Source organism: Paenibacillus naphthalenovorans, from assembly GCF_900099895.1.
Classification (GTDB): Bacteria; Bacillota; Bacilli; order Paenibacillales; family NBRC-103111; genus Paenibacillus_G; species Paenibacillus_G naphthalenovorans.
Genome location: NZ_FNDY01000007.1, coordinates 1 through 21,962 on the forward strand (window position 1 = coordinate 1; position 21,962 = coordinate 21,962).

The 21,962-nt window shown below is 52.2% G+C and carries 29 protein-coding genes; 1 reads left to right on the forward strand and 28 read right to left on the reverse strand.

Annotated elements, in window-relative coordinates; genetic code table 11:
- Window positions 1-409 precede the first annotated feature (409 nt).
- From BLT35_RS08880 to BLT35_RS08965, 19 genes are all read right to left on the reverse strand, one after another.
- The gene (locus tag BLT35_RS08880; RefSeq protein ID WP_062409932.1) at window positions 410-1,270 is read right to left on the reverse strand and encodes an inositol monophosphatase family protein; all 861 of its coding nucleotides are present in this window, start codon (window positions 1,268-1,270) and stop codon (window positions 410-412) included.
- Window positions 1,271-1,425: 155 nt separating this feature from the next.
- Window positions 1,426-3,099, reverse strand: a complete 1,674-nt coding sequence (locus tag BLT35_RS08885) for a putative ABC transporter permease subunit (RefSeq protein ID WP_074727577.1) — start codon at window positions 3,097-3,099, stop codon at window positions 1,426-1,428.
- A complete protein-coding gene (locus BLT35_RS08890; protein ID WP_496559579.1) occupies window positions 3,092-3,463 on the reverse strand; it encodes an ATP-binding cassette domain-containing protein in 372 nt (123 codons plus the stop codon). The genes BLT35_RS08885 and BLT35_RS08890 overlap by 8 nt, the downstream gene beginning before the upstream one ends.
- A 57-nt stretch (window positions 3,464-3,520) precedes the next feature.
- The gene (locus BLT35_RS08895) at window positions 3,521-3,844 is read right to left on the reverse strand and encodes a helix-turn-helix transcriptional regulator (protein ID WP_074727578.1); all 324 of its coding nucleotides are present in this window, start codon (window positions 3,842-3,844) and stop codon (window positions 3,521-3,523) included.
- Window positions 3,841-4,533 (reverse strand): DNA-methyltransferase, encoded by a 693-nt coding sequence (locus tag BLT35_RS08900; RefSeq protein ID WP_074727579.1) that lies wholly within the window; start codon window positions 4,531-4,533, stop codon window positions 3,841-3,843. The genes BLT35_RS08895 and BLT35_RS08900 overlap by 4 nt, the downstream gene beginning before the upstream one ends.
- 100 nt (window positions 4,534-4,633) lie before the next feature.
- A complete protein-coding gene (locus BLT35_RS08905; protein ID WP_074727580.1) occupies window positions 4,634-5,002 on the reverse strand; it encodes a phage holin, LLH family in 369 nt (122 codons plus the stop codon).
- Between the two features lie 47 nt (window positions 5,003-5,049).
- Window positions 5,050-5,859 carry a DUF1906 domain-containing protein gene (locus tag BLT35_RS08910; protein ID WP_074727581.1) on the reverse strand — a complete coding sequence of 270 codons (810 nt, stop codon included), beginning with the start codon at window positions 5,857-5,859 and terminating at the stop codon, window positions 5,050-5,052.
- Window positions 5,860-5,903: 44 nt separating this feature from the next.
- Window positions 5,904-6,125, reverse strand: a complete 222-nt coding sequence (locus BLT35_RS08915) for a hypothetical protein (RefSeq protein WP_074727582.1) — start codon at window positions 6,123-6,125, stop codon at window positions 5,904-5,906.
- 61 nt (window positions 6,126-6,186) lie between these two features.
- Window positions 6,187-6,333, reverse strand: a complete 147-nt coding sequence (locus BLT35_RS08920) for a CD1375 family protein (protein ID WP_254777530.1) — start codon at window positions 6,331-6,333, stop codon at window positions 6,187-6,189.
- Window positions 6,334-6,379: 46 nt separating this feature from the next.
- A complete protein-coding gene (locus tag BLT35_RS26870; protein WP_175471964.1) occupies window positions 6,380-6,535 on the reverse strand; it encodes a CD1375 family protein in 156 nt (51 codons plus the stop codon).
- A complete protein-coding gene (locus BLT35_RS08925) occupies window positions 6,532-6,966 on the reverse strand; it encodes a hypothetical protein (RefSeq protein WP_074727583.1) in 435 nt (144 codons plus the stop codon). The genes BLT35_RS26870 and BLT35_RS08925 overlap by 4 nt, the downstream gene beginning before the upstream one ends.
- On the reverse strand, window positions 6,963-8,792 hold the full coding sequence (locus tag BLT35_RS08930) for a hypothetical protein (protein ID WP_074727584.1): 1,830 nt from the start codon (window positions 8,790-8,792) through the stop codon (window positions 6,963-6,965). The genes BLT35_RS08925 and BLT35_RS08930 overlap by 4 nt, the downstream gene beginning before the upstream one ends.
- A 15-nt stretch (window positions 8,793-8,807) precedes the next feature.
- Window positions 8,808-9,374 carry a putative phage tail protein gene (locus tag BLT35_RS08935; protein WP_074727585.1) on the reverse strand — a complete coding sequence of 189 codons (567 nt, stop codon included), beginning with the start codon at window positions 9,372-9,374 and terminating at the stop codon, window positions 8,808-8,810.
- A gap of 4 nt (window positions 9,375-9,378) precedes the next feature.
- A complete protein-coding gene (locus BLT35_RS08940) occupies window positions 9,379-10,452 on the reverse strand; it encodes a baseplate J/gp47 family protein (RefSeq protein WP_074727586.1) in 1,074 nt (357 codons plus the stop codon).
- Complete coding sequence (locus tag BLT35_RS08945) at window positions 10,433-10,831, reverse strand: GPW/gp25 family protein (RefSeq protein ID WP_074727587.1); 399 nt, start codon at window positions 10,829-10,831, stop codon at window positions 10,433-10,435. Before BLT35_RS08945 ends, BLT35_RS08940 begins: the two co-directional genes overlap by 20 nt.
- Window positions 10,828-11,040 (reverse strand): hypothetical protein, encoded by a 213-nt coding sequence (locus tag BLT35_RS08950; protein WP_074727588.1) that lies wholly within the window; start codon window positions 11,038-11,040, stop codon window positions 10,828-10,830. The genes BLT35_RS08945 and BLT35_RS08950 overlap by 4 nt, the downstream gene beginning before the upstream one ends.
- Window positions 11,037-12,095 carry a phage late control D family protein gene (locus tag BLT35_RS08955; RefSeq protein ID WP_074727589.1) on the reverse strand — a complete coding sequence of 353 codons (1,059 nt, stop codon included), beginning with the start codon at window positions 12,093-12,095 and terminating at the stop codon, window positions 11,037-11,039. Before BLT35_RS08955 ends, BLT35_RS08950 begins: the two co-directional genes overlap by 4 nt.
- A gap of 13 nt (window positions 12,096-12,108) precedes the next feature.
- Window positions 12,109-12,672 carry a LysM peptidoglycan-binding domain-containing protein gene (locus BLT35_RS08960; RefSeq protein ID WP_074727590.1) on the reverse strand — a complete coding sequence of 188 codons (564 nt, stop codon included), beginning with the start codon at window positions 12,670-12,672 and terminating at the stop codon, window positions 12,109-12,111.
- Between the two features lie 4 nt (window positions 12,673-12,676).
- Window positions 12,677-15,274 carry a phage tail tape measure protein gene (locus BLT35_RS08965; RefSeq protein ID WP_074727591.1) on the reverse strand — a complete coding sequence of 866 codons (2,598 nt, stop codon included), beginning with the start codon at window positions 15,272-15,274 and terminating at the stop codon, window positions 12,677-12,679.
- Between the two features lie 61 nt (window positions 15,275-15,335).
- Here BLT35_RS08965 and BLT35_RS08970 point away from each other — a divergent pair, with 61 nt between their 5' ends.
- Entirely contained in the window at window positions 15,336-15,611 is a 276-nt protein-coding gene (locus BLT35_RS08970; RefSeq protein WP_074727592.1) for a hypothetical protein, read from the forward strand.
- Window positions 15,612-15,756: 145 nt separating this feature from the next.
- Here BLT35_RS08970 and BLT35_RS08975 read toward each other — a convergent pair whose 3' ends face one another.
- The 9 genes from BLT35_RS08975 to BLT35_RS09015 all read right to left on the reverse strand — a co-directional run bounded on the left by BLT35_RS08975 (window position 15,757) and on the right by BLT35_RS09015 (window position 21,962).
- A complete protein-coding gene (locus BLT35_RS08975) occupies window positions 15,757-16,137 on the reverse strand; it encodes a hypothetical protein (RefSeq protein WP_074727593.1) in 381 nt (126 codons plus the stop codon).
- 62 nt (window positions 16,138-16,199) lie between these two features.
- Window positions 16,200-16,640 carry a hypothetical protein gene (locus tag BLT35_RS08980; RefSeq protein WP_074727594.1) on the reverse strand — a complete coding sequence of 147 codons (441 nt, stop codon included), beginning with the start codon at window positions 16,638-16,640 and terminating at the stop codon, window positions 16,200-16,202.
- The gene (locus BLT35_RS08985; RefSeq protein ID WP_074727595.1) at window positions 16,609-16,860 is read right to left on the reverse strand and encodes an ATP-binding protein; all 252 of its coding nucleotides are present in this window, start codon (window positions 16,858-16,860) and stop codon (window positions 16,609-16,611) included. Before BLT35_RS08985 ends, BLT35_RS08980 begins: the two co-directional genes overlap by 32 nt.
- 8 nt (window positions 16,861-16,868) lie before the next feature.
- Window positions 16,869-18,290 (reverse strand): phage tail sheath C-terminal domain-containing protein, encoded by a 1,422-nt coding sequence (locus BLT35_RS08990; RefSeq protein WP_074727596.1) that lies wholly within the window; start codon window positions 18,288-18,290, stop codon window positions 16,869-16,871.
- 4 nt (window positions 18,291-18,294) lie between these two features.
- On the reverse strand, window positions 18,295-18,783 hold the full coding sequence (locus BLT35_RS08995) for a hypothetical protein (RefSeq protein WP_074727597.1): 489 nt from the start codon (window positions 18,781-18,783) through the stop codon (window positions 18,295-18,297).
- Window positions 18,780-19,388, reverse strand: a complete 609-nt coding sequence (locus tag BLT35_RS09000; protein WP_074727598.1) for a phage virion morphogenesis family protein — start codon at window positions 19,386-19,388, stop codon at window positions 18,780-18,782. The genes BLT35_RS08995 and BLT35_RS09000 overlap by 4 nt, the downstream gene beginning before the upstream one ends.
- On the reverse strand, window positions 19,376-19,816 hold the full coding sequence (locus tag BLT35_RS09005) for a DUF1320 domain-containing protein (protein ID WP_074727599.1): 441 nt from the start codon (window positions 19,814-19,816) through the stop codon (window positions 19,376-19,378). Before BLT35_RS09005 ends, BLT35_RS09000 begins: the two co-directional genes overlap by 13 nt.
- A gap of 13 nt (window positions 19,817-19,829) precedes the next feature.
- Complete coding sequence (locus BLT35_RS09010; RefSeq protein WP_074727600.1) at window positions 19,830-20,858, reverse strand: major capsid protein; 1,029 nt, start codon at window positions 20,856-20,858, stop codon at window positions 19,830-19,832.
- 66 nt (window positions 20,859-20,924) lie between these two features.
- Window positions 20,925-21,962: a hypothetical protein gene (locus tag BLT35_RS09015; RefSeq protein WP_074727740.1), complete on the reverse strand. Its 1,038-nt coding sequence runs from the start codon at window positions 21,960-21,962 to the stop codon at window positions 20,925-20,927.

The window sequence follows — 21,962 nt, forward strand, 5'->3', positions numbered from 1 at the left end:
TATTAGGCACGCCGCCAGCGTTCGTCCTGAGCCAGGATCAAACTCTCCAATAAAGAAAAGCTGATTAGCTCATCATCTACTACTGGCGAGAATCTCTCGATTCTCTATCTTTACACTCACTCGTTGTTCAGTTTTCAAAGGGCAATTTTATGCGCCGTTTTTCGACTCTGTTTTTTCAACCTCGTCGAAAGCGACTCTAATAATATACCACATTCACACACTTCAATGCAAGAACTTTTTTTATTTTTTTACCATAACGCTTTAGCTTGTCCTCTGCATTGCCCGTCCTTATCGGCCGGAAAAATAATATAGCATGGATCGAAACCAAAATCAAGCCCTGAAAATAAAAAGCACAAACCCAAAGGTTTGCGCTAAAAACAACAACCTATAAGCCCGCGAGCCCGCGTTTTTAAAAACCGGTTGCGTTTGCCGCTCCAAGCTCCCGTACCATTTCATCATGGATATGTCCGTTGCTCGCGAGCACATGGCGAACGTTCAAGCTGTAGGGATTGCCCAGCGTATCCGTTACCCTGCCGCCGGATTCCGTAATGAGAATAGCCCCCGCAGCCATATCCCACGAGTTCAGTCCAATTTCCCAAAAACCGCTTAAGCGCCCCGCGGCAACATAAGCCATATGCAAGGCGGCCGAACCGGCTACGCGAAGATTTCGCACCTTGGGACCCATTGCTTGAATCCCCCGCATATTTACAGGCATCGCATGTGAACGATCGGCCGATAAACCGGTCGCAATAAGGCTGTGATCCAGCGTCAGCTCGGACGATACCCGCATCCGTTTTCCTTTCAGATAGGCCCCTTTGCCCTTTTCCGCAACATATAGTTCATTATGAACAGGATTGTATACCACGCCTACGATGACCTCGCCTTTATGCGCAAGAGCGATGGATACCGAAAAAAAGGGAAAGCCGTGAACGAAATTGGTTGTACCGTCCAACGGGTCCACAATCCATAAATATTCGGCATGGCTGACTTGCTCCAGCGCTTTCCGGGATGCGTCCGGTCCGGGCTCTACGCCCTCTTCACCGAGAATTTCATGATGCGGAAAATGGGTTTGAATCAAATTGCGGATCATCTTTTCCGCGCCTTTATCGACTTCCGTTACCAGATCATGCATGGAGGATTTGAGCTGCAGATTATTGAAATCTCCAAGCTTACTCACAATCCATTCCCCGGCTTTCGATGCGGTATTAATGGCAACCGCGGTAAAACTCTTGCTTCCGACAGCAGAGGATATGGGATTTTGATTTGGCATCCATAATCATTCCTTTTCTATACCGATAAATAAAAAATCTGATGATATTGTTTGTAATCGGATTGATTATTTCCAGTATAGATAATATAAGAAAAATTTGCTACGAAATTCACAAAAACGTTGCTGAATGTAACAAAAGAGGGATTGGAGGCAGATTAAACCTCTATCTTCAAAAACCACTTCCGCCCTTTGGTCATCAGAAGGCGATACAGCAAGAGATCCGCGCCAATAAATAAAACCAGAAGAGCAAGTGCGGTAGAGAGCAAGCTGAGCTCCAGCTTAAAAACAACGAAAAAGATAAGGCCGGCTGCCAGAATGCCGATCAGCATATTATATATGCCGTTTAAATTTTGCTTCACCGCTTTTTGTTCATTGTCCCAATGCAGCTTCGGCATCAGAAGATCGATCAGAACGCCGGTCAAACAGCAAAACAGCGTGGCCGGAATACTCACCAGAAGCAGCAAAAGCACAAGCAGCAGCGGCAGTTGAAGCAGAAGATAGGCTAAAGCCGTAAGCAGAAATGCGCTTGAAAGCGTCAGGAGCCATCCGGCGAGCATTTTCGCCGAAATCATTTTCCCATACGCGACCGGCAAATATTTATTTACAAAGAACCCGGTGCCTTCTCTGGAGATCGAAGTGGAGGCCGTAGGGTTCGTTCCGGAGACAAAGAGAAATATACTGGCACCGCCCGCAAGAATAAGAGCCGCCATACCGTCATGATTAACTATGCTTTCCGCTGTCCTTAAGCTTTCCATCAAATTCGGCTGTGTCAGAACCGGAATAAGAAAAAACACCGGCCACAAAAAAGACATCAGTACACAGTTCAGAAAGTAGGGCGGGGTTCGAAACAGAATACGAAGTTCTTTGATCAAGTAAGCTTTTAGTACAGACTGCTGCACAGTCAACTTGTCATACCGGGATGCGCTAAGCCGTTTCCGCCGCGCCGACGATTCCGAAATGCCTAACACGCCTTTAAAATACAGGCGCTGTCCAAGAAAGACAAATCCGATAAAGAACAGACAAGAAAGGCTTAAGAAAAGCGTCAGATTCGCCAACCCTGCCAATGACGTCTCCTTCAACAGCGCATCAGCCGCCAGCTTGGCGCTTGGAAATGCCCGGGCCGCCAAATCGATGAAGGCGTTATGGCCGTTCTGCAGCATGTCTTGCAGCTGTTCGGGATTCATCGATTTGTTCATCGTACGTTGAAATAAAATATTGCCCCCGACAGAAAGAATAACCGCCGCAATTCCCGCCAACATCCTAAAACGGTCTTTGTTGCGGGCGATACTGGAAAAGCTCATGGTGATCATGGCTACAAGGGAAGACAACACCAGCGGAATGATAGGGAGCGCCAGGAAGATAAGCCCCGAATAGATATAGTAGACGATTCCGCTGCCATTCTTGATCCCAAAGGTCAGCAGCACGGGCAAAAGCAGAAGCAGCTGCGTCAAATACTCATAAAGCAGCGTTACGATAAATTTGGCCGTCAAGATCTGGGCAGGCTTCAATGGAAGCGGCAGCAAGTGCTCGACGTCCTGAGAGAAGTAAAAGACGTTGATGACATAAAAAACGCCGAAAATGAAGATGACTACACATGTGACTGCCAGGCCAAGACCCGGGATCATCCCTTCGAGTCCAAAAGACGCAAGTCCGTCGTACATAAAAGAGACCAACGAAACCAAAGAGAACATCAAAGGCAAGAAGGCGGCCAATAGAAGCACCGGCAAAAGAAACCGTACGGAAAGCCTGCGTTTTTTCCTGCCTGCCCCCGTTAGCTGTCCTCCGCCGTTCTTGAGCAGGATGCGTGTTAGCAGAAGCGTTTTATTCATGATTCGTCAACTCCAAAAACAGGCTTTCCAAGGACTGATCCGATTGGAAGCGCTCCTGCATGTCCTTAAATGTTCCGCAGAACAAGATCACGCCCTTATTGATGATCGCCACACGGTCACACAGCTTTTCAGCCACCTCAAGCACATGGGTGGAGAAAAGTACCGTTTTGCCGCTGTCCGTATGCTCCCGCATCATTTCCTTCAGCGTGTACGATGATTTGGGGTCAAGACCGGTCAGGGGCTCGTCGAGAATCCATACGGCCGGGTCATGCACAAGGACACCCATAATAACGATTTTTTGCCGCATGCCGTGAGAATAGCTTTGGATCTGTAGCGTCGCATGAAATTTTAGAAAAAGTCTCACGGATTTTTAGAAAAAGGCGCGCCGCGATATGCAAAAAATCATGCATAAAAATTCCGCTTAGTGGGGCGGCGCATGGTATAGATTTTTTTTGATTCTGATCTCTCTGATTGCGTCTCGAACATCCTCCAAGTCTTCCTCGGTTAGTTCCTGCTTCCCGTATACATGAAAATTGCATTGCGATAGGTCTATGTCAGTACCTTTCAGCCGTTCCGTTGTAACGCCTAAGAAACCCGCTATCAATTGTAAATGTTCGTCGGGCGGATCGACGTTTTCGTTCTCATAATCGAGCAGCAGCGACCGCTCGATTCCGATTGAATCCGCCATATTTTGAGTAGTGATCCGGCGCTCAGTCCGTAGTTTGCTAATGCGATAGCCAATCATAAGCCTCGCTCCTCTAGTCCAAGTATGCGATTTTTCGTCGTTTCGTAATGAACAGGATCGATTTCGAAGCCGAGCAACTCGCGATTATTGAGAATAACTGCTTCGGCTACCGGCCCGGAACCAAGAAAGAAGTCGACAACCAATTCACCCTCACTGCTGCTGTTCTTAATAATATTCTCCATAAGATCAGCTGGTTTCTCGGTCGGATGCACCGTTTTGTTTCCCGGCACTTTAGGTATCCGCCATATATCCGGTGCCGATCTCGTTCTGATCTTTCTGGCGTTGCTTTCGCCCTTTACGGCAAAGATGATAAATTCGTGCTGAAATCGATATTGCCAACCGACGCCCATCCTCATTTTATCCCACACAATGCAGTTTTTCACCACGAAGCCGACTCGTCGCATCCAGAGCACCATAAAAGGATACATCCGCCAATCAATGCAAACGTAGATGTGCCGCCCCGGCTTCAAAATGCGGTATGCTTGATATAGCCATTGGAACGTAAACCGCTGATAATCGGAACGGGAGAGTTTATCATTCGCAATTATATTGAAACGAGGCTTCTTGGTACGAGTCTGCGTCGTCCCACCAAAGCCTAAATTATACGGCGGGTCTGTAACGACCAAATCCACCGACTCATCAGCGATGAACCTCTTAGAGCCTTCAATGCAATCCATGTTATAGATCATGTTGACACCTCCTATTTACGAACGTTTGTTCTATATAATAGTAAAAAAAATTTAGCCCCCACGCAATACCGGCGAGGGCTAAAGGGTGATCATTCAGCTACTATGCACTCTTGTATGCATCCTTGGCCTTGGTCTGACTGTTATAATCCAACCACGCCTTATGAATCGCTGCTTGAATTTCTTCCGTCGTTACAACAATCCCGATGTCGCTCAGCTTTCGGGTAGCGTAATCGGTGGCTGCTTGCAACTTGGCCGCACCGCCTAAATCATGAAATAACGTCTCCGCATGGGCAAACGCCTCCGATCCGATATGCTTTAGCGTTTCGCGCTGCGTTGCATTTGTTCGAGCCTCAAACCAAGCAAAGGCTCGTCCTTTAACCTGCTGCAAGGCCGCAATAAGAAACACGGCTAAAATGCTGAGAAGGAGCTGCGCAATTTCGGAAATATACGGTTTAATCACTTCAAACATGGGCTAATTCCACCTTTCATTTTATTACGATTCGTGAGACTTTTCGTCTAATCTTGAATTGGTTGACCGGATGCCTTGCGCAATTCGTTAGCGAGCGTATGCTGCCAATCACGAAGCTTTAGCCATGCTTCTGCAGCATCTGTACGCCCATCATTTATTGCCGCTTGACGTGCTGCCTCACATTGATTCCAGTTCTCACTAAGATAGGAGTCGATAATGTTGTTCGCAATACTTTCGGGCAGTTGTGGTACCGGTGTTTGCTGCGGTTTAAGCATGTTCCATCCTCCTGCATCTCCGTTCGATTCGTTAAGATCGATTCCGATCCCGTTCACCCGGATGTCGTTTTGGAATTGATAAAGGCCAGCGTGTTCTGTCCTCAAGCCTTTACTCCAAGCATAAGTCTGCCAGAGCTTCGTTGTAACGCCTCGTAGTCTCATTGCCTCAACGACCCGATATGAGCCATAGATTCCCAACTCGTAACCATCGATCTCTTTATCTGCAGCACGCATATAAGCTTCGATAGCGTCAAAATCTTGTGGCCCTGCGTCGTAATCCACAGCAAAATAGATCGTCGACCCCTCCGGTTGTTCGACTTCTCGCGCCAGTTCAAGCGCCATTTTCCCGTCCTCGGAGCCTGCCGCTGCGCCTTTACTAGCACGATCAGCGTCACGTTCAAAAATTGAAACGATCCATAGTCCGACATCGTTAATAACACGCGCCTCAGTAGGCGAGAGCCTCTTCCATGAGCCGGGCCGGGATAGGTACCTCCCGACGAAGGAGTAACCTTGGCTAAAGAATAGCGCGGCTAGAGAGGCCGTCAGCGGAGTCGCGCAATCAAATCCTTTATTCGTCGGCATATGCTAATCACCTCATATAAAAAGACGCTCCTGAAGGAACGTCTTTAAGACTCTTTTTTTTCTTCTTGTTTAGTCGAATCGTTCGTATTATACTGCTGCGTGTGCTTCTGTTCGCTCGATGCGGCCTGCTGCTGTTGGTGCTCCAAGTTCTCAAGAACGGCCAGAGCCGTGTTCAATTGTTTCGACCGTTCGGTAAGCCTGTAAATATTAGCCTCCACCTGATGAATTTCACTAAGAATTTGCTGCTTTTGCTCCTGTATGGTCATGTGGATACTCCCCTTTATTGGATTATTAGCCCCGTTCAAAACGGGGCCGTTTCTCAATTCTTCACGCTGCTTTCGTTTCCAACGGTTTGCCGTCCGTCCCGAGTCCTAAAGCTTCGAGCTCCACTTTAACTGCTGGCTGCAAGCTCACCGGCACTTGGGAGAAGGTACGACGCCCATTGATGATAAGCGCCACATATACGTCCACCATGATCGTGTCACCTCCTTTCATAAGATTCAGAAGCCAGAGCAGCAAGCTAACCATTCAAAAGTGCCTCCGGCTGCGCTTGCATCTGTTTGTTGAGCAGCGCCTCCACCTTACTTCGGAGCTCATCACATTCCGGCACCTGATCCAGCTTTCGTATTCCGGCTTTTACGAGCTCGAAGTATACATCCACCATTGAAAGTGTCATGCACCTGTTCCTCCTGTTCCAGCTGCGATTTGGTCCTGAAGGGCGAGCACCATCTCGAATACCTCCGCTAGAGCGGACATCGTTGTGAGGTTCGTCTCGTTCGCGCTGTTTAGAGCTGCCTTAGTTTGCGCGAGCTCCGTCTCCAATCGAGCCGCCTTTTGTTCTAATGTCTCGGGCAGTCGGTCCCGCACGTCGACCAAATCTTCAGGCAATATTTCGCCTTCGGACAATTCAACAATCTTAACTTGGCCGTCGTCTTTATGCTCGACCAACGGTAACTGGTCCAAGAAGATGAAATCAACCAATTCCCTATTCGCGCCACGTATCGCACCGAAAAACCCCACGATGTCGGTTTCCGTGTACCCAGTGACGTCATACACAATACCCGAAACAATGCGGGTTTTCTTGTCGTATGATATTCCGTAAATCATCGAATAACACCGCCTTGTGCCTGATAATACTGCGTGCTGCCTGTGATCGTATTTGAACCAGCCAACATTATCGTCGAATTATAAGCGGATGCGCCTACGTTGTTATTGCTGCCTGTGCATCCGGCTAACCCTGCACGCGACTGGTTAGTAACGATAATTGCATGGTGACGGTTGGATACGTTGCACGCATTTACAAATACGGATGGCGAATATGAAATATTTATTCCGTGCTGCGCCGCTGCTGCCGCCGATATATTAATGCTGCTCAACGTCACCGCGCCCGGGTTTTCATCAACCAAGCAAGCCGGTCCATCCGTTTTTAGTAATGTGCATGTTGCTCCGCCCATGTTCACCTTTATGGTATTTCGGGCAATGTTCAAGGCCCATGTGTCATAATTGCCTAATGCGTTTAGATAAATGTACCCATTGCCAACAAACCCCTTAATGTTGAAGTCGCTTGCGTATGACCCGGCCGCAATATTAATGGTGATTGTATGGTTAATAACCGGCGGCAAGTTGTTTATAACGGACTGGAATGTACGTTTTGCTGTGGCGGCACTTCGGCCATCGTTTGCGTCACTACCTGTCGGTGAAATATACCAATTTTCGTCTTGCTCCGTTGCAAGTGCAAACCGCAATTTACGGTCCCAAAACGTGGCATAATTGCTTTGTGCCTTTCCGGGTAATGCATAATAGAAATGGACCGGTTGCAAGTCCTTGGTGGCATAGCCATTGTCTATAATAACGGCCCTCGTTTGGGCATATGGAGCGGCTTGCTTCCATGAATCCGCGTTCCATATAGGTTGATATCCGTTTTGGACCCAAATACTTTCAGCCCCGCTGAAACGTGTTCCAATGACGTTGACATAATCGGCTGTGGAGTCACCAAACGCTAATTGGTTTGTACTTGTGTTTGTCCCTCCGTTACCCGGTTTGACCCATACTTGGAAATTGTTATTACTTGAATCGTTGCGACCCTTGAAAATTCCTTGATTAGCAGTCAGTCTCCCCGCGTCATCAAATATGAATTGGTTGACCCAATCCCAATCCTCTCCATCTACTGTGGCGGACGGTGCCAAAATTAAACTGTTGGCCGTTGGGTGATGGAGAACCATGCTTTTATACCCGCTAAGCTTGGATACAATCGGGTATGCAACGGTGTAATAAGTTGTCCCGCCAATCGTCCCGCCGCCGGAATGTAATATGTCGTATACCGTGGTTTCTCCCCCGCCAACTGTCGGGCGATACTTCAATCCATTGGCGACCAAATGCAACGGTTTGAACACCGTGCCGGAGTGTACCGAAAGGACTTCGCCAACGTCCTTGGTGCCGTTGTATTGTAAATAAATAAACTTGTTTAAGTCCGTTGACAAGGTTGCTCTAATTTGCCCTGTCGAACTTAGTAGCGACGTGGCAAGAAAATTCAATGCCGAAACACTACCGTTGGAATCCCTTGCGGCAATTGTGTTGGCAGTTGTGGCCGTGGTGGCGTGCATACCGTCAAGCATGTCCGCGTTCAGGTTTGAGACAAGAGTCGTACTGACAACCGAAAGAGGGGCCGTACCAGTCGCAAGGCTGCTCTTGATCTGGCCGGTCATCGTTTGGCTACCGTCAAGGAGAAGCGGAACCTTTGTCAACGCGACGGTGGGGTCAAGCTTTGGCCCTTTACCAGCTGCGCCGCTATGATCGTGCCCGCCTCCAGCGGTCGTCGCCGCGAATAATGCGTCGATAATGTTGTTGTCCGCGTTGAAATCGGCCATTTGAACACGGTCAGAGGCGATCCAGCTATTCAGCGACAAATTAAGCGTCTTGTTTGTCGAAGCCACTTGATGTCCTCCTTTCTATGGTTTCCATACCTCAAATTCGGCCCAAGTCAGGCCGTCGCCGGTTTCGGCTTCAATGCGGCTCCAAGTTGTTGAGCCAGCCTCCAATTCGCTCCATACCAAGTAGGAAAACTCATACTGCATGATCAGGTGAGCAGGCTTGATTTCCTCAAGCGTCTTGGTCAAGTCAGAAAGGTTCGGCGGGATGCCTCGTGCCCCGATGAAGTGAACAATGAAACGGTGCTCGCTAGGAAACTCCAAGACTTCGACATCTCCGTTCGAGTACACTTCGGCGACCGTTTCGATCAGCTTTGTCGTGATCGTACCGGTTCCCCGCAACTTCCCAAGAACGCGGGATTGTCGCTGATCGTCCGGCGTTCCTTCAGCACTCGGCAAAGCGAGCATCAGCTCCCAGCGCGTGAGAAAAGCTGAAGCCGTGCTTCCAAAAATCTCATTGAACGACTGCTCGGTTGCGCTCTCCAAATCGGAGAATCGCTTCGCCAATACTTGCAAGTGCTTGTAAAGGGTTGTCGTTTCCGCCGATGTATCGCCGAATGGAACCATCGAACGAATATACTCGAACATAGCGTCACCCCTTCAGCATAGTTACGGTTCCCAATACCGCAATCTCGTCGGATGTCAGCACTACATTTTGAGTCGGCACGGCCACCGTAACGTCCTTGATTTCCGCAACGTCCAGTACCGTATTGATGATTTGAGCGACACGAACGACTCCACCGACACCCACACCGTTGATATATTGCTGCAGCGCCGTCTGGATTGCAGGCTCCAGCGATGACGTGGAATCCGTGTAGTACGTCAGGGTTACATTGACCGTCACGGCGACCGGCCCGCGAACAAGCACATCGGCGTTGACCGGCTTTTTGTCGTCAATATGATCTTGCACCTGCTGCAGCAGCGCCGAGGAAGGCATGCCGTCCGAAGATACGACAACCACATCCACGGTACCCGCGCCACGCGCCATCGGGATACAGTTCGCCGATACGATACCGGTGACTTCCTTGGCCCAGCGTTCGTAATCCCGTTTCGATCCGCCAGTTTCAGGATTCTGTATAGTTTCCATGAATCGCTGCTTCAGCTCCTTGTCCGATTCTGTGTCGGTACCGCCCGAAAGCCCGGCTGCATCGACGCGGATTGTTTCAATGCCGACCACCGCGACGCCTGTTTCAATGAGCACCGTGTTCGGCGCTAAATTTCCGGCCTTTCCGAGATTGATCGCCTCAACATCGACCGTCACGCTCGTCCCGCCAGCCGGGATCGCAGCTGCTGCCTTCGTCTGGACAGAGACTTTTTTGTCGTTTGTCGATAACACCGTGCCCACTGGAATGTTGATTGTGAACGGGGCAGGAGAGGAGCGACCGACGATTATCTTGCCTGCGGACTTCGTTCCGACTTTCCGCGAAATGCTTCGTTCCATGACGCGACGATCCAGATATTCGCCAGTTAGTGAATCATCATCAACAAAGAACAGATGAAGCAGCCGCTGCAGCATGTAGTAATACTCGCCAAACAAACGAGCTGTAATCTCCCAATAGGTTCGATTGGCCGAACCTGATGACCAGTCAGTAAGACCGGCATCAGCCAGCTCCGGGCGAACCTCGTTCAAGATATCTTCCCGCGTCTTAAATTGTAATTCCGTCATCGTTTATCACCCCTTGCAGAACGACATTGCTGCCGTCGCCGTTCCGGTACCGGTACACAACTCGGAACCGGGTCGTGCGGTCTTCATTTGCGAGATAGACCTCCACCCGGACTAACTGGACGCGCTGTTCACCTTGAACACAACGGCTTATACCGTCTTGCGCCTTCTGGACGAAGTCATCATTCATCGGATCGCCGAGCATGTCATATACAGGGTTGCCATAGGTTGGGTCATAGAACAGGCTCCCGAGTGGAGTTTTCAGGCGCCGGATAAGCGCCAAATCGATGTTCTTGCCGCCGGATGCCAACGCATAGTCGCCTTGATTCGTGATGCGGTGATCATCGTCAAGATGGAAGTCGGTACCGGCCCAATCTTTCATGTGACACCTCCGATCTCAGCGATTACAACGCCGTCGTTCAATTGGCCGTTCACGAACACGACCACAACCTCCGCACCGTCAAGCGGCACCCCGACATGAACCGCTGTTCGAATCCAATCAGTTTCTATTTTGAAGAGGGGAAGGAAGACCTTAACGAGCTGTTCCGTTTCGTTCCTGCCGGTGATGACTCCCGCTTGTGGTGTCGTCATAACTTCGCCCCCTGATAATCGTATAAGTCTTGTCTGTACTGTTGGGCCGTTTCCGGCCTTACGTTCGTAATGTCAACCTCGGACGTGGCTCCCATCTTGCTGATGGAATGCGTCACCCTGTCGATATAATAATCGCCGTCGAACCGTCCGCAGCCTTCGGTTGCAACCTTGCGCTCGGCGATTAGCTCCGGGACTAGCGGCCCCCAAGCCCTTCCGGTAATCACTTGGCGGCTCCATTCCTTCAACCGCTTTTGCGCAAGGGTTTGGGCCAGCTCCGGCGTTGTTGCCTTGGATTCGTAGACAATGCGTTCTTTCACTTGGCCCATTTGCTGAATGAGGAAGTCATCTTTTGCGCTGGCTTCGATAAGTCGCTTTTTGTGCCAGTGACGAACGGTAACGGTATTGACAACTCCTACAGCGGAGTCGTCAAATTCGAGGGTACAGTTCTCATAACCGCGCTTCCGTGAGAATTTATGAACGACCGCCTCGTCTGTTTCGTCTTGCCGGGGACCGAAATAGAGCTGTTTGTCTTTATCGACATAGCAGATGAACCCTTCCCGATCTGCCAGCATCTGCAGGATGTCCCATTCCTTTTTGTCGCTGAACATTTCTTTGTCGAGAGTGGCTACGCCTGGCGTAACGACCGGCGTAAGACCGTATTTATTCGCCAGCAGAATCGCGATTTCATCGGAACTTTGATTCGCGAAAGCGATGCTGCTGTCGGTGTCAAGGTACCGGGCTGAATAGTCGCGCCCGATGATCTGAACCGTTTTTTCAGCAGCGAAACTCGGCTTTACACCGTCGATTTTGCCGGTAAAGACGTGCTGCAACTCCTGTTTGGACCAGCGACCCGGATCGTTGACGAAGCCTAGATAGATGCGAACTTCCTGCTCCTTGCGAAGCCAATCCGACAGCATGTTCTCGTTGTTCAGCTGAATTTCAAATGAATCTGCAGCAAAGTACAACGTATTCTCTAGCCGCATATCGATCAGGTCGTCCCAGCGGACGGTTGCGCCTTCCACCTCAACAATGGCCCTCGGTGCATCCATACTCATGAGCTCACCACCTTCACACCGGAATCGTCAGTTTTTGCCCGATAGCCAATTTGCGCGGATTCGTGATGCCGTTGGCCGAGGCGATGGTCTCCCAATCAACCCCGTTTTCTTGCCCGATCTGCCAAAGCGTATCGCCTTGCTTAACGACGTACTCCTTGGCTTCGGTATCGGCTGCGGCGATTTGCGGCTCCTCAACCGTTTCGCTGCCGCTGCCATCATCCACAACCGGCGAGCTGACCTTCACGATCAGCTCGATAGTGTAGCGGATATAATCGAATCGGATGATCTTCTTGTTAAACGACTTGATGCGCACATCCGCCGCGATCTCTCCGTAACGCCAGCGCAACCATGTGCCTTTGTCCTTTTCCTCTTCGATCAGCAGCGTTTGCTTGTATGCCTCATCGCCGCGCAGCAAGCCGGACCAGCTTGCTATTTTTTCGCTTGGCCCGACATCCTGATACCGTGGAGCGCCGCCGGGTACATCGATCTTAGCGATGTCCCGACCGCTGCTAATGTCAATTTCGCGCTCTGGCGCAAGTTCAAATGTGAAATCGCCAATCGTACACGTATTCGCCATTTGCTCACGCTCCTTGCCATACTTGCTTTTTGACGCCGCGAGACGCGATGTACTTGTCGTCGACCGCGCGGCGAACGCCGATCTCCGCTTCCTTGGCGTCGTTCGCATAAATCGTGATGTCAATCTTGCGATTATCGTTGACGTTCATGCCGCCTTGTGGCCGCTGCAGCAACGTCTTGTTTTCTTGACCCATGCGCTGCGGGAACGGAACGATGTCGGAGGCCGGAACGTTTGGCCGCTCGATGCGGGGTAGGCTGGCCGGGAACGGAATGACATTGTCCATATTCGGGATATTGGCCGTCGGTACGGTAGGCGCGGCCACCTGAATGTCCGATAGCCCGGAGCAGATTTGCGCTGCCGTTCCTTTGACCGACTTAGCGACGCTCGGCAATCCAGCGTCAATGCCACCGGCGAACATTTTCATGAAATTCGGTGCCCATTGATCCGAATTGGAGGCAGGCCCGGCCTCGGTAGGCGAGGAGAAGCCAAGAAACTTCTTGATAATGCCGCCTGCATTCGTCACGGCTTCCTTGACCCAGTCGATGCCTTTCTTGATGCCGTCCGCGATCATTTTCATCATGTTCTTGCCCCATTCGAGAGCATCATACGGCAGAAGGTTAAGCACGCCCATGATGATGCCGCCTATTGGGTTAATCGCGGCTAGAATGAGCGTCGGCCAGTTTGATTTGATCCATTCCCATATCGCGGTGATCTTGTCTCGGAATCCGAGGAAGTTGTTCTTCCATGCGAGAATTGCACCGGTGATGATCGCCGTCACGCCGAGAATGATCCAGCCGATCGGTCCCATGCCAATGAACCAAGCGAGCGCGATCCGCGCTCCCATAAGCAGCGCCTGTACACCTACCGTCAAGAAGCTTGCGCCGATCCGCGCCAGCCATACAGCTCCTTGAACGCCAAAGCGTCCCAGCGCCATTAGGCCGCTACCGGCACCTCGAACCAAGAACATGAAACCGTTCCATCCGACCCGGCCCAGCGAAGATAAAGCTCGCGCGCCTCCCTGAATGAGTTGCTGGAGAATAGGGAAATCCTTGAACAATGCCTTCAACCCGGCAGTAAAAACGCCGTTTCCGACCGTCCGAAAGAAAGTGAACGCCTTCGTCGCATCGCCGACATATTTACCGAATCGGATAAAGCCGCCGCCCATTGAAAACAATGGGCCGAGCACGACACCCTGAACGATTTTAAGAGCACCTATTCCGATGCGTAGTAATGCTAACCCTGCAATAGTTTGGATGATTACTCGGGTTAATTGCGGATGAGCGGCCGTCCACTTCGCGAGTACATCAATCAGCTCCAGTCCTTTTTTCGCAAGCTGCTTCACTTCGTCAAGAACAACCCCGCCAGAAGATGCGTTGAAGGTTTCCCAAGCTCCTTGCATCTGTTCAAACAAACCGACGGTCGTTGCCTGAAGCTCGTTAACCTGCTTTTGAATTTCCATCGACTGCTTTGCTGCTTCTGTCGTCGCTTCATATGAACCTTTACCTTCAGCAGCGAGAGCAATAGCGGCACGCATACCTTCCTCGCCAAACGCTTGCTTGAACAATAGGAGCGTCTGCGCAACGTTCTGCTTGCTGCTTGCCAGCTGATCAAGCTGCTCTTTCGGAAGCAAATTCCCCTTCGAGTCCACAATGTCTTTCAACTCAACGCCGTTTGACTTAAATGCAGCACGAACGGTATCGACCAATGCTTGGGCGCTTTTGATTTGCCCTTTATCGTTAAATACCGCGCCTTCGCCGCCTTTGATCTTCCAAGTGCCGTCTTGTTTCTTTTCAAAAGTTGCGTTCTTCAGCATCCCAAGCTTCGCCATCGCTTCACCGGCTTGATCGTCAATCTTGGTCAATGCGAGCAATAGGTTATTCAGGGAGCTGCCACTCAAGTTGTTCAAGCCTTGGTTAAAAAGCGTGCCGATCAAGAGTGATGTTTCCTTGGCCGTCAATCCGAGGGTATTGGCACTCATACCAGCAAGCTGCATGCTGTACATGATCTCCTGAACGCCAGCGGAGGATGCGTTCGATGCACGGTTAATGTCATCCGCCACCTGCATAAGCTGGTCGCCATTGACTTTGAACATGTTCGACATCTTGGCGATGCTTTCGGCAGCTGTTACTGGAGCGACTTCAGCCGTTTGTGCCAGATAGATCGCTGCTGCAGCCCCACCTGCTAACACGTCTTTCACGTCCATCCCCGCGCGGATAAGCGTCGTCATACCGTCTGCAGCTTCCTTGGAACTAAATGCCGTATCCGCGCCCAATTTAACCGCGAGCGCCTCCAACTCTTTCAATTGCTTCTTCAGTTCCTCGGCTGGCTTGCTAGCATCATATTGGGCGATCTCCAGCCGTTTAATCGCATATTCCAAGTTTGCTGCTGCTTTCACTGATGATTCGATAGGAGCGAGCATAGCGGCACCAGCCGCCGCATCTTTGATACCACTGGCGCGAAGGTCATTCATCTTCTGCACTTTTTGCCGAAGTGCGTCATAGCTTGCACCAAGATCGCTAACCTGCTGTTTAACAGCACGGATCGTCGTACCCATGTTATTAACAGCAGTAAGCACAAGGGCGACCTGCATACTGGTGGACATATAGCCTCACCTCCTCGCATGTGGTATAATCAGGAAAAACGGATCGAACGGAGGATGATTCATGTTCGGGTTTTTCAAGAGCTTTGCCTTAATCGCTCAGTTTATTCTCTCGTTTGCTACAGCTATCGTCGCAGCCATTTTTATAGTCCCTATTGCGTGGCTCTGCGCTGAAGGAGTCAGCATTTTCCTGTTTGGACCAGCATGGATGTGGTTTATAATCATGCTGATCGTGGCACTCGGCACGGCGGTCGCTAAATATGAGCCACAAATACGAAAAATGCAGATGAACTTCGCTGCAGCTCGCCAATCTTTTAAGAGCGCCAACAGCAACAAATAAGAGAGACGGTTTCCCGTTTTATCGGGTCCGTCTCTTTTTCATTCCTCGCTGTCCGAGCCTTCCAACTGCTGCTCACACATCCATTCGAACGACTCCCAAACCGCCTCGCGCATATCGTCCGAAAGGGCGAGCCATTCGTTCAACGCTACTCGGCCTTCGAGCTGGACCCATCGGTAGAGGTCGAGTTGCCCAGCAAAAAACGGGCGGCTTCCTTGGCTTTATCCCGTTTTTCTTCCGTCATTCCGAACATTTCGGTATGGACGGTGGCGTAGAATTGGACGTCGTCATCGTCCCAATCGTTGAACAAATTCAGGAAGCTGGTTGCATCGACCGGCTGGCCGTCTACCGAAACGACGCATTTCGCTTTCAAGGCTTGTTCAACGTGTAGCGTGCCGCCGACCACGTTCTCGTCGCTGATCGGGACGATATCAAGCACGTTGGCGCGATCTAAGCCTTTCGGTTTGCGGAATGTGATCACCTTGCCGCTTGGCAAGGTTAAAGGGCCGTATACTTTGTTTGCAGTCATGGGGGAAATCCTCCTCGATTTCTAATGATTTGTGAGACTAATTGCGAATCGTTTGCAGGTCGTTACGCCTCTTCGATTCCTTCGGCCTTAAAGGACAAATCCTTGTTGACGACCGTTTTCCCGGCTTTGACCGAAATGCTCAGCTCCGGGATGATGACATCGAGCAGCTTTTGCTTGCCGGTCAATCCCTTCTCCGGCGCATCGAATGTGGCCGTAATCGTGAAGCGCGGCTGCGAAGGGATTTTCGTGCCACGCTTCATCGAGCTCACTCCATAAACCCGGCGAATGACATCCGTATACACCATGCCGCGCTTCAGCTTGCCGTCGATCTTGATCTCGCCGTCGAGAATTTGCGCGATGCGCTCATTCGTTTCGAGGTATTCTTCCGTTTCGTTCTTGATGCTGATCTCCAGCTCATTGAATTCACCGGCCAGCTCCGGGCCGTTCGGCCCGACGATGGAAATCGAAACGTCAAACCCTTGAATTGGTGCCTTCCTCGCCATTCTCGATCACCTCCGTCTTTTTATCTTTCTTGTTAGGTTTGCTTGTTTGAATTACTTCTTCAATGGCCGCAATAGGGCAGGCTGGAATACACAGGTTACAGCTGACGCACGATTTCTCAACGGCGACCTTTTGCCGATCATCCGTGTAGACGAGAGCCTGTACCGGACAAACCGGGACACAGGCTCCGCACGCGGTGCAGGAATCTTTTACCGTAATCATGCAGCCACCTACTTTTCATTACCGACCAAGCGCTGAATTGCGTGGTCGATGTAGTCGGCGGCGTAGATCGGGCGGACGCGGATGCGCGTGTTCAGGATACGCGCCTGTACCATTTCTGCCGGGTTGTTCGAAGCGTCGCAGACGGTCGGCTTGAAATCGTAGATTTCCTCCTGCTGCTTCATGTTCTGCAGCACCGCGTCGATCTGCGCGGCCAGCGCGGCCCACGTCTTCGGCGTATGCGGCTCCGAAATGACCCATTGCGTGTCGTTGTAAACCGTCATTTCGATTTTGTCGAAGATGCGCCGGATGTTTGTCTGGTTCCAAGCGGTATCGCTTGCCAGCGTCAAGCCGTTGCGGATGCGGAAGCCGCGACCTTCAACGAGCGTGATCGGGCTGATCTTCGCTTGCGTGAGCGCTTTGACTTCCGCATACGTGAGCAGCCGCTCTGTCGACAGGATGCCGTTGATTTGCTTATTGCTCGGGCTGTGATGACCGGGCAGCTGCGCCAATCGTCCGGCGTAATAACCGTCAGGTGCGACATAAACGCCTTCCATCTCCTGCGGTTCGACCCACGGATAGGCCATGATGCCGCGCATACTGTCCAGCGACCCGGTGAGCGCCGTGGCAGCGTCGACCGCCGTTGCTTGCGGCGTATTGAGCACTGCCATGCGCAGCCCTTCGTCCAGCCCTGCATTCGCCGCGTGCGTGAGCAGGGCGGAACGGATCACCGTACTGGACTGCTGCGCCGCGATCACGACCGAGCAGCGTACCGGGTCGAGCACTCGCAGACCGGAACGGGAACCGTCCGCCGCCAGTGTGCCGACGTAATCGGTGTCAGCTGTCGTTGCGCCGTCGTCGCCTCCGGCCAGCGGCTGCGCGTCAATCACGTTCGGCAGCTTCGTCGCGCCGGTCACCTTCTTGAAAGTTACATCGCTTGTGCTGAACGTTCCCACATTGTCGAGCGTCACGCCGTCAAAGACGGTACTCTTGTTGCCGGATATGACGACCAGTTTGACCGTCCCAGCGGAGGTACCAGCAGCGACAGCAACTTTAATGCCAGTCGATTCCGTGCCGTTTGCCCATTTACCGGGCGAGGTTGCTTCCGCGATGATGCTGTCGGCGTTTGCATCGTCCTTCAGCGTCAGCTTGGCGGTGGCAATCGATGCGCCACCGATCCGCACCACCACAAAGTCGCTTGCGCCTTGGTTGAACGCGCCGAGCATCGAAAGCGGCCCGGAGAGGTCGGTTCGAAACTCCCCGAATTGTTGAACGAACTGATCCGGCGAGCCAATTGTCACCGGCTTGTTTAGCGGCCCTTTCGCGAACGTGCCGACGACGCCGATCCGCCCGAGGCTAACCCCGGAGGCCGGGCGAGGTCCGACGTCGCTTTCATCCACGTCAATGCGTGGCACAATATATTCTTTTGCCATTGGTTCACGCTCCTCCCTGATCTTGCGCGATATCTCTCTGCAGATGCTCAATCGGCTGGAACGGCGCTTGCTTGCGACGTTCCTCGTAATAAATCGCGGTTACGTCCACTTGACAGGCATGCAGATTGGAGTTGGACACTTCTGCATAAACCGCTTGAATGCCCTTGACTTCCAAGTCCTCCAGAATGCCGCCCAGGTATCGATTTGAGAGAAGGGAGAGGCGGATGCGGGAGGCGAGCTCCCACGCCGTGCTTTCTCCGCGTTCCAGCTCGCGGTCGTCCAAGTAGACATAGACCTTGATTTCAGCCTCTGCGCGGTCGAGGTCGCGCGTGTCTGTTTCGTATTTCACGTTCTCGGCACCAACCGATATCGTCGGCCTGCGCGGTACCGCAAAGCCATTCATCCGGTGAAAATCCCGGACATCTTGCAAGCCATCGTCGGCCTGCAGGTGCTCGATAATAGCGTCGATGACTTCATACACCTTGCTGTTCATAGCGAGCCTCCTTCACCTTCGATGTGGCCGAGCATCGCTTTTTCGATCTTCGATTCGTCTTCCCGCTGGATCATAAGGAACGGTCTTGCCGGGATGACGACTTTCTTCAGCATTAGAAACTTGCCGCCGCCGACCGGTACGAAGAGCGCCTTCTTGCTTTTCGGACGGATCACGCCGCCGAAATGGTGAATGGCAGCATAGCGCAGCGGCGAGCCGACGATGACGGAGGTTCGCTCCACCCGGAACACGATGCTTTTACGCAAATCGCCGGTTTGCTGAAGAATCGGACCGTTTCGGGTTGTCTCGCCGACTTGGCGAAGATGCTTCGTTTTCGTCGACTCGCGCTTCAAGTTCTGATAGCGTTTCGTTCCTTTGGCCCGATCCTCCGCATCGGCGATGAGCTGCTGCAGCCGCAAGTCGCTGCGGCTCTTCCACTTTTGCGGTCGACCTTGGGCTTCGAAGTTTTTGTCAACCGACCGAACGATGACTTGGCCGACCCGGCGCAAACCGGGGCGCAGCTCCTCCGCGCGGAATTCGTACTTGCGCAGCTGCTGCTCGACGTTCTCCAAGCCCTTTGCCTGAATCCGAAACTCTACACCGGCCATTGATCTAACGCCGCCTTCATCGGACTTCGGTTCGGCGTGGTCGTTCCTGCAGAGGGACTCGTCACCTCTCGGGGCAGCGCCACACGTTTCACGCCGGACAAACCGTCCAGTGTGAGATTTTTTGCGATATGATCAAGGTCGCGTTCGGCCCGGCGAAAGTACACTTGAGCAAGCGGCACCTGCTCGTTGTTCGGGCGGTCGATGTAATCCTGATCGACCATGAAGCTGCAGGCGAAGTCTTCCGCGATGGAGACGATCATGGCCGGTACCGGGGCCGAAAATGGCACCATATAGTAGGGACGGAGGCGGTCGTTGATCCGCGCCTCCGCCTTTTCGATGAACATCGCGTATTGTTCCGGCGTATAGTTGTCCACCCGGACGAAATCCTTCAGCAGCGCCTCGATCCGTTCAGCCGTCGTGTAGGTCATCGTGGCTCACTCCTTACGGAGTCGGATCAACAATCGTCACGACGACGATCCAGTTCGGGTACCGGACATAAGGCATACCGGCGCGGCCAACCTGAAGCAATACGCCCGGAGCTGCAGGCGGCTGCGTTTCCGCCGCGCGGCTCCAAATACCGGCCAAGCCGTCCGGGTGCTCGCCGATTACGAAGTCCGTCCGGCCCAGCGGCTCCATTTCGTACTCCTTGCAGCAGATGACGACCTTATCGTCAGGCATCATTTGTTTCACCGTCCGGTTGTAACCGCCAGAGCCGTTGGAAGTCAGCTCCTCATATACCCGGTTTTCCTCGACAATCTCAAGGCCGCAAATGTGCGTGATCTCGCCATTAGCGAACCGTACCTTGCCCGGATCGCGTGCCGTCTCCGCATAAGCGCGGAGCTTCTTGTTCTTCGAAAACTTCGATCTCCGTGTGCTGTTCATGACGATGTGCGTCGGCGGCACCATGCCGTTTTTCTTGATGAGCAGGATATAATCCTCGATCTCCTCCAAGAAATCGACGTTCACGTCGTCCCAATCCAGCGTGTTATTGACCTTGTGATCTACCGGGATACCGGCGTCGACTTGAACACGTTTGCCTGTTACCGGGTCAGTGTAATCGATCCCGCCGAGGAACATTTGCGAACGAAGGAAGTCGTACAGCGTGTCGTTACGGTTCGTCAGGTGCTTCACCTGATCGGCCACATACTTCTTGCCGTACTTCTCGTTAACCGTTCCCGGCATGCGCAGGCTGTTCACCACGTCGTTCGGAATGTTGTCGCTCTCCCGGCTGTAGATCGGGTCGTGCTGCGTCGTCTCCACTTTGCGGCCATCGGCGAAGCCGTCCGGCGTTTTGCTGTCGACGATCCGCGCCATGCCGACGCCGCCGTAAATCTTCTCAACCTTGACGGTTTTCTCTTGAATGTCCCTTACCGGGAAGAATGCGAGCAATTGGGTCGGACGGTTCTCGAATGTTTTCGCCAGTTCGGTCAACACCGTGCCGCCCAGCGTTTGAATGTCGTTTACGGACATAGGATATTTGCCTCCTTATGGGTTCATATGGAAAATAGGACTATCTGCCGATGCGTCGGTAGCATGTTACTGATTCTTTGACAGCTCGGGCACCACGTCTCCGTAGAGCGAAGCTGCATTTGTGCCGGGCGGGTTAAAGTGCTTTTGCCCGAACTGAGAGAGGCGCACGCGGTTTTCCTGCGGCAGCGCTTCGAGCAATCCGAAAATGGCATCGTCCAGCGGCTTTTGCTCCGTGTCCGAAAGCTTCACCAGCGTTCCTGCAGGAGCGGCCAGCAGGATAGCTTTTGCTTTGTCGCACAATACCGGCGGCACGCCTTGTGCAACGAGCGCCGCCATCTTGCTTTCGATAGTGGACTGCCGCTGCGCAAGTACTACTTGGCCCGTCGTCTGTTCGGCAGTATCGATCCGCTTTTTCAGCTCGTCATAATCGGCCAGCTTGCGACGTTCCTCCTCAGACAATCCACTCGCTGCGCCGCCTCGGGCCGCGCCGAACTGAAACAGGGAGAAGATCCCGGATAGCCCATCGGACAGCTTTTTCAGCAGGGTGTTTTGCTCCTGCAGCAAATCTTCTTGCTTCTTGGTTTCCATCTTTGAATCGACCTCCTCGTAATCCATGAGAAATGTGGTTTTCCCTGCCTTCTGATCGGCAAGGAATACAGCCTCCGCATCGGGAAGCTTGGTCAGGAACGGCTCGTTCGTCAGCGCAATGGCCGACAAGACCGGGCCGACCTTTTTGCCGGATTCCTTGTCGGAATAATCCGGGTCGTACTCCGCGCTGGCGAACCGGTACCGCTTCGTTTGAATGGCATCGACGACGGTGTAGCTCGTCGGGATTGCAAGGCCGTACAGAATGTCGCCTTCTTGCTGGATATCGAATACCCATGCTTCTGCAGGCGCATCACCGAACTTGTCGATGCTGCTCGCTTGAATGTCGTGGCCGATGCGGATATAAGGCGGTCGGCCAAGCACGCCGCTGCGGAAATTGGCGATCATCGCGTCAAACATTTGCTGCGTCGCCTCGATTTCGCCATAGACCGGATGCTTCCACCGACCAATGCGGAAAAACGGAATCTTTAATGTCGGGTCCAACTCATTCACCTCCAT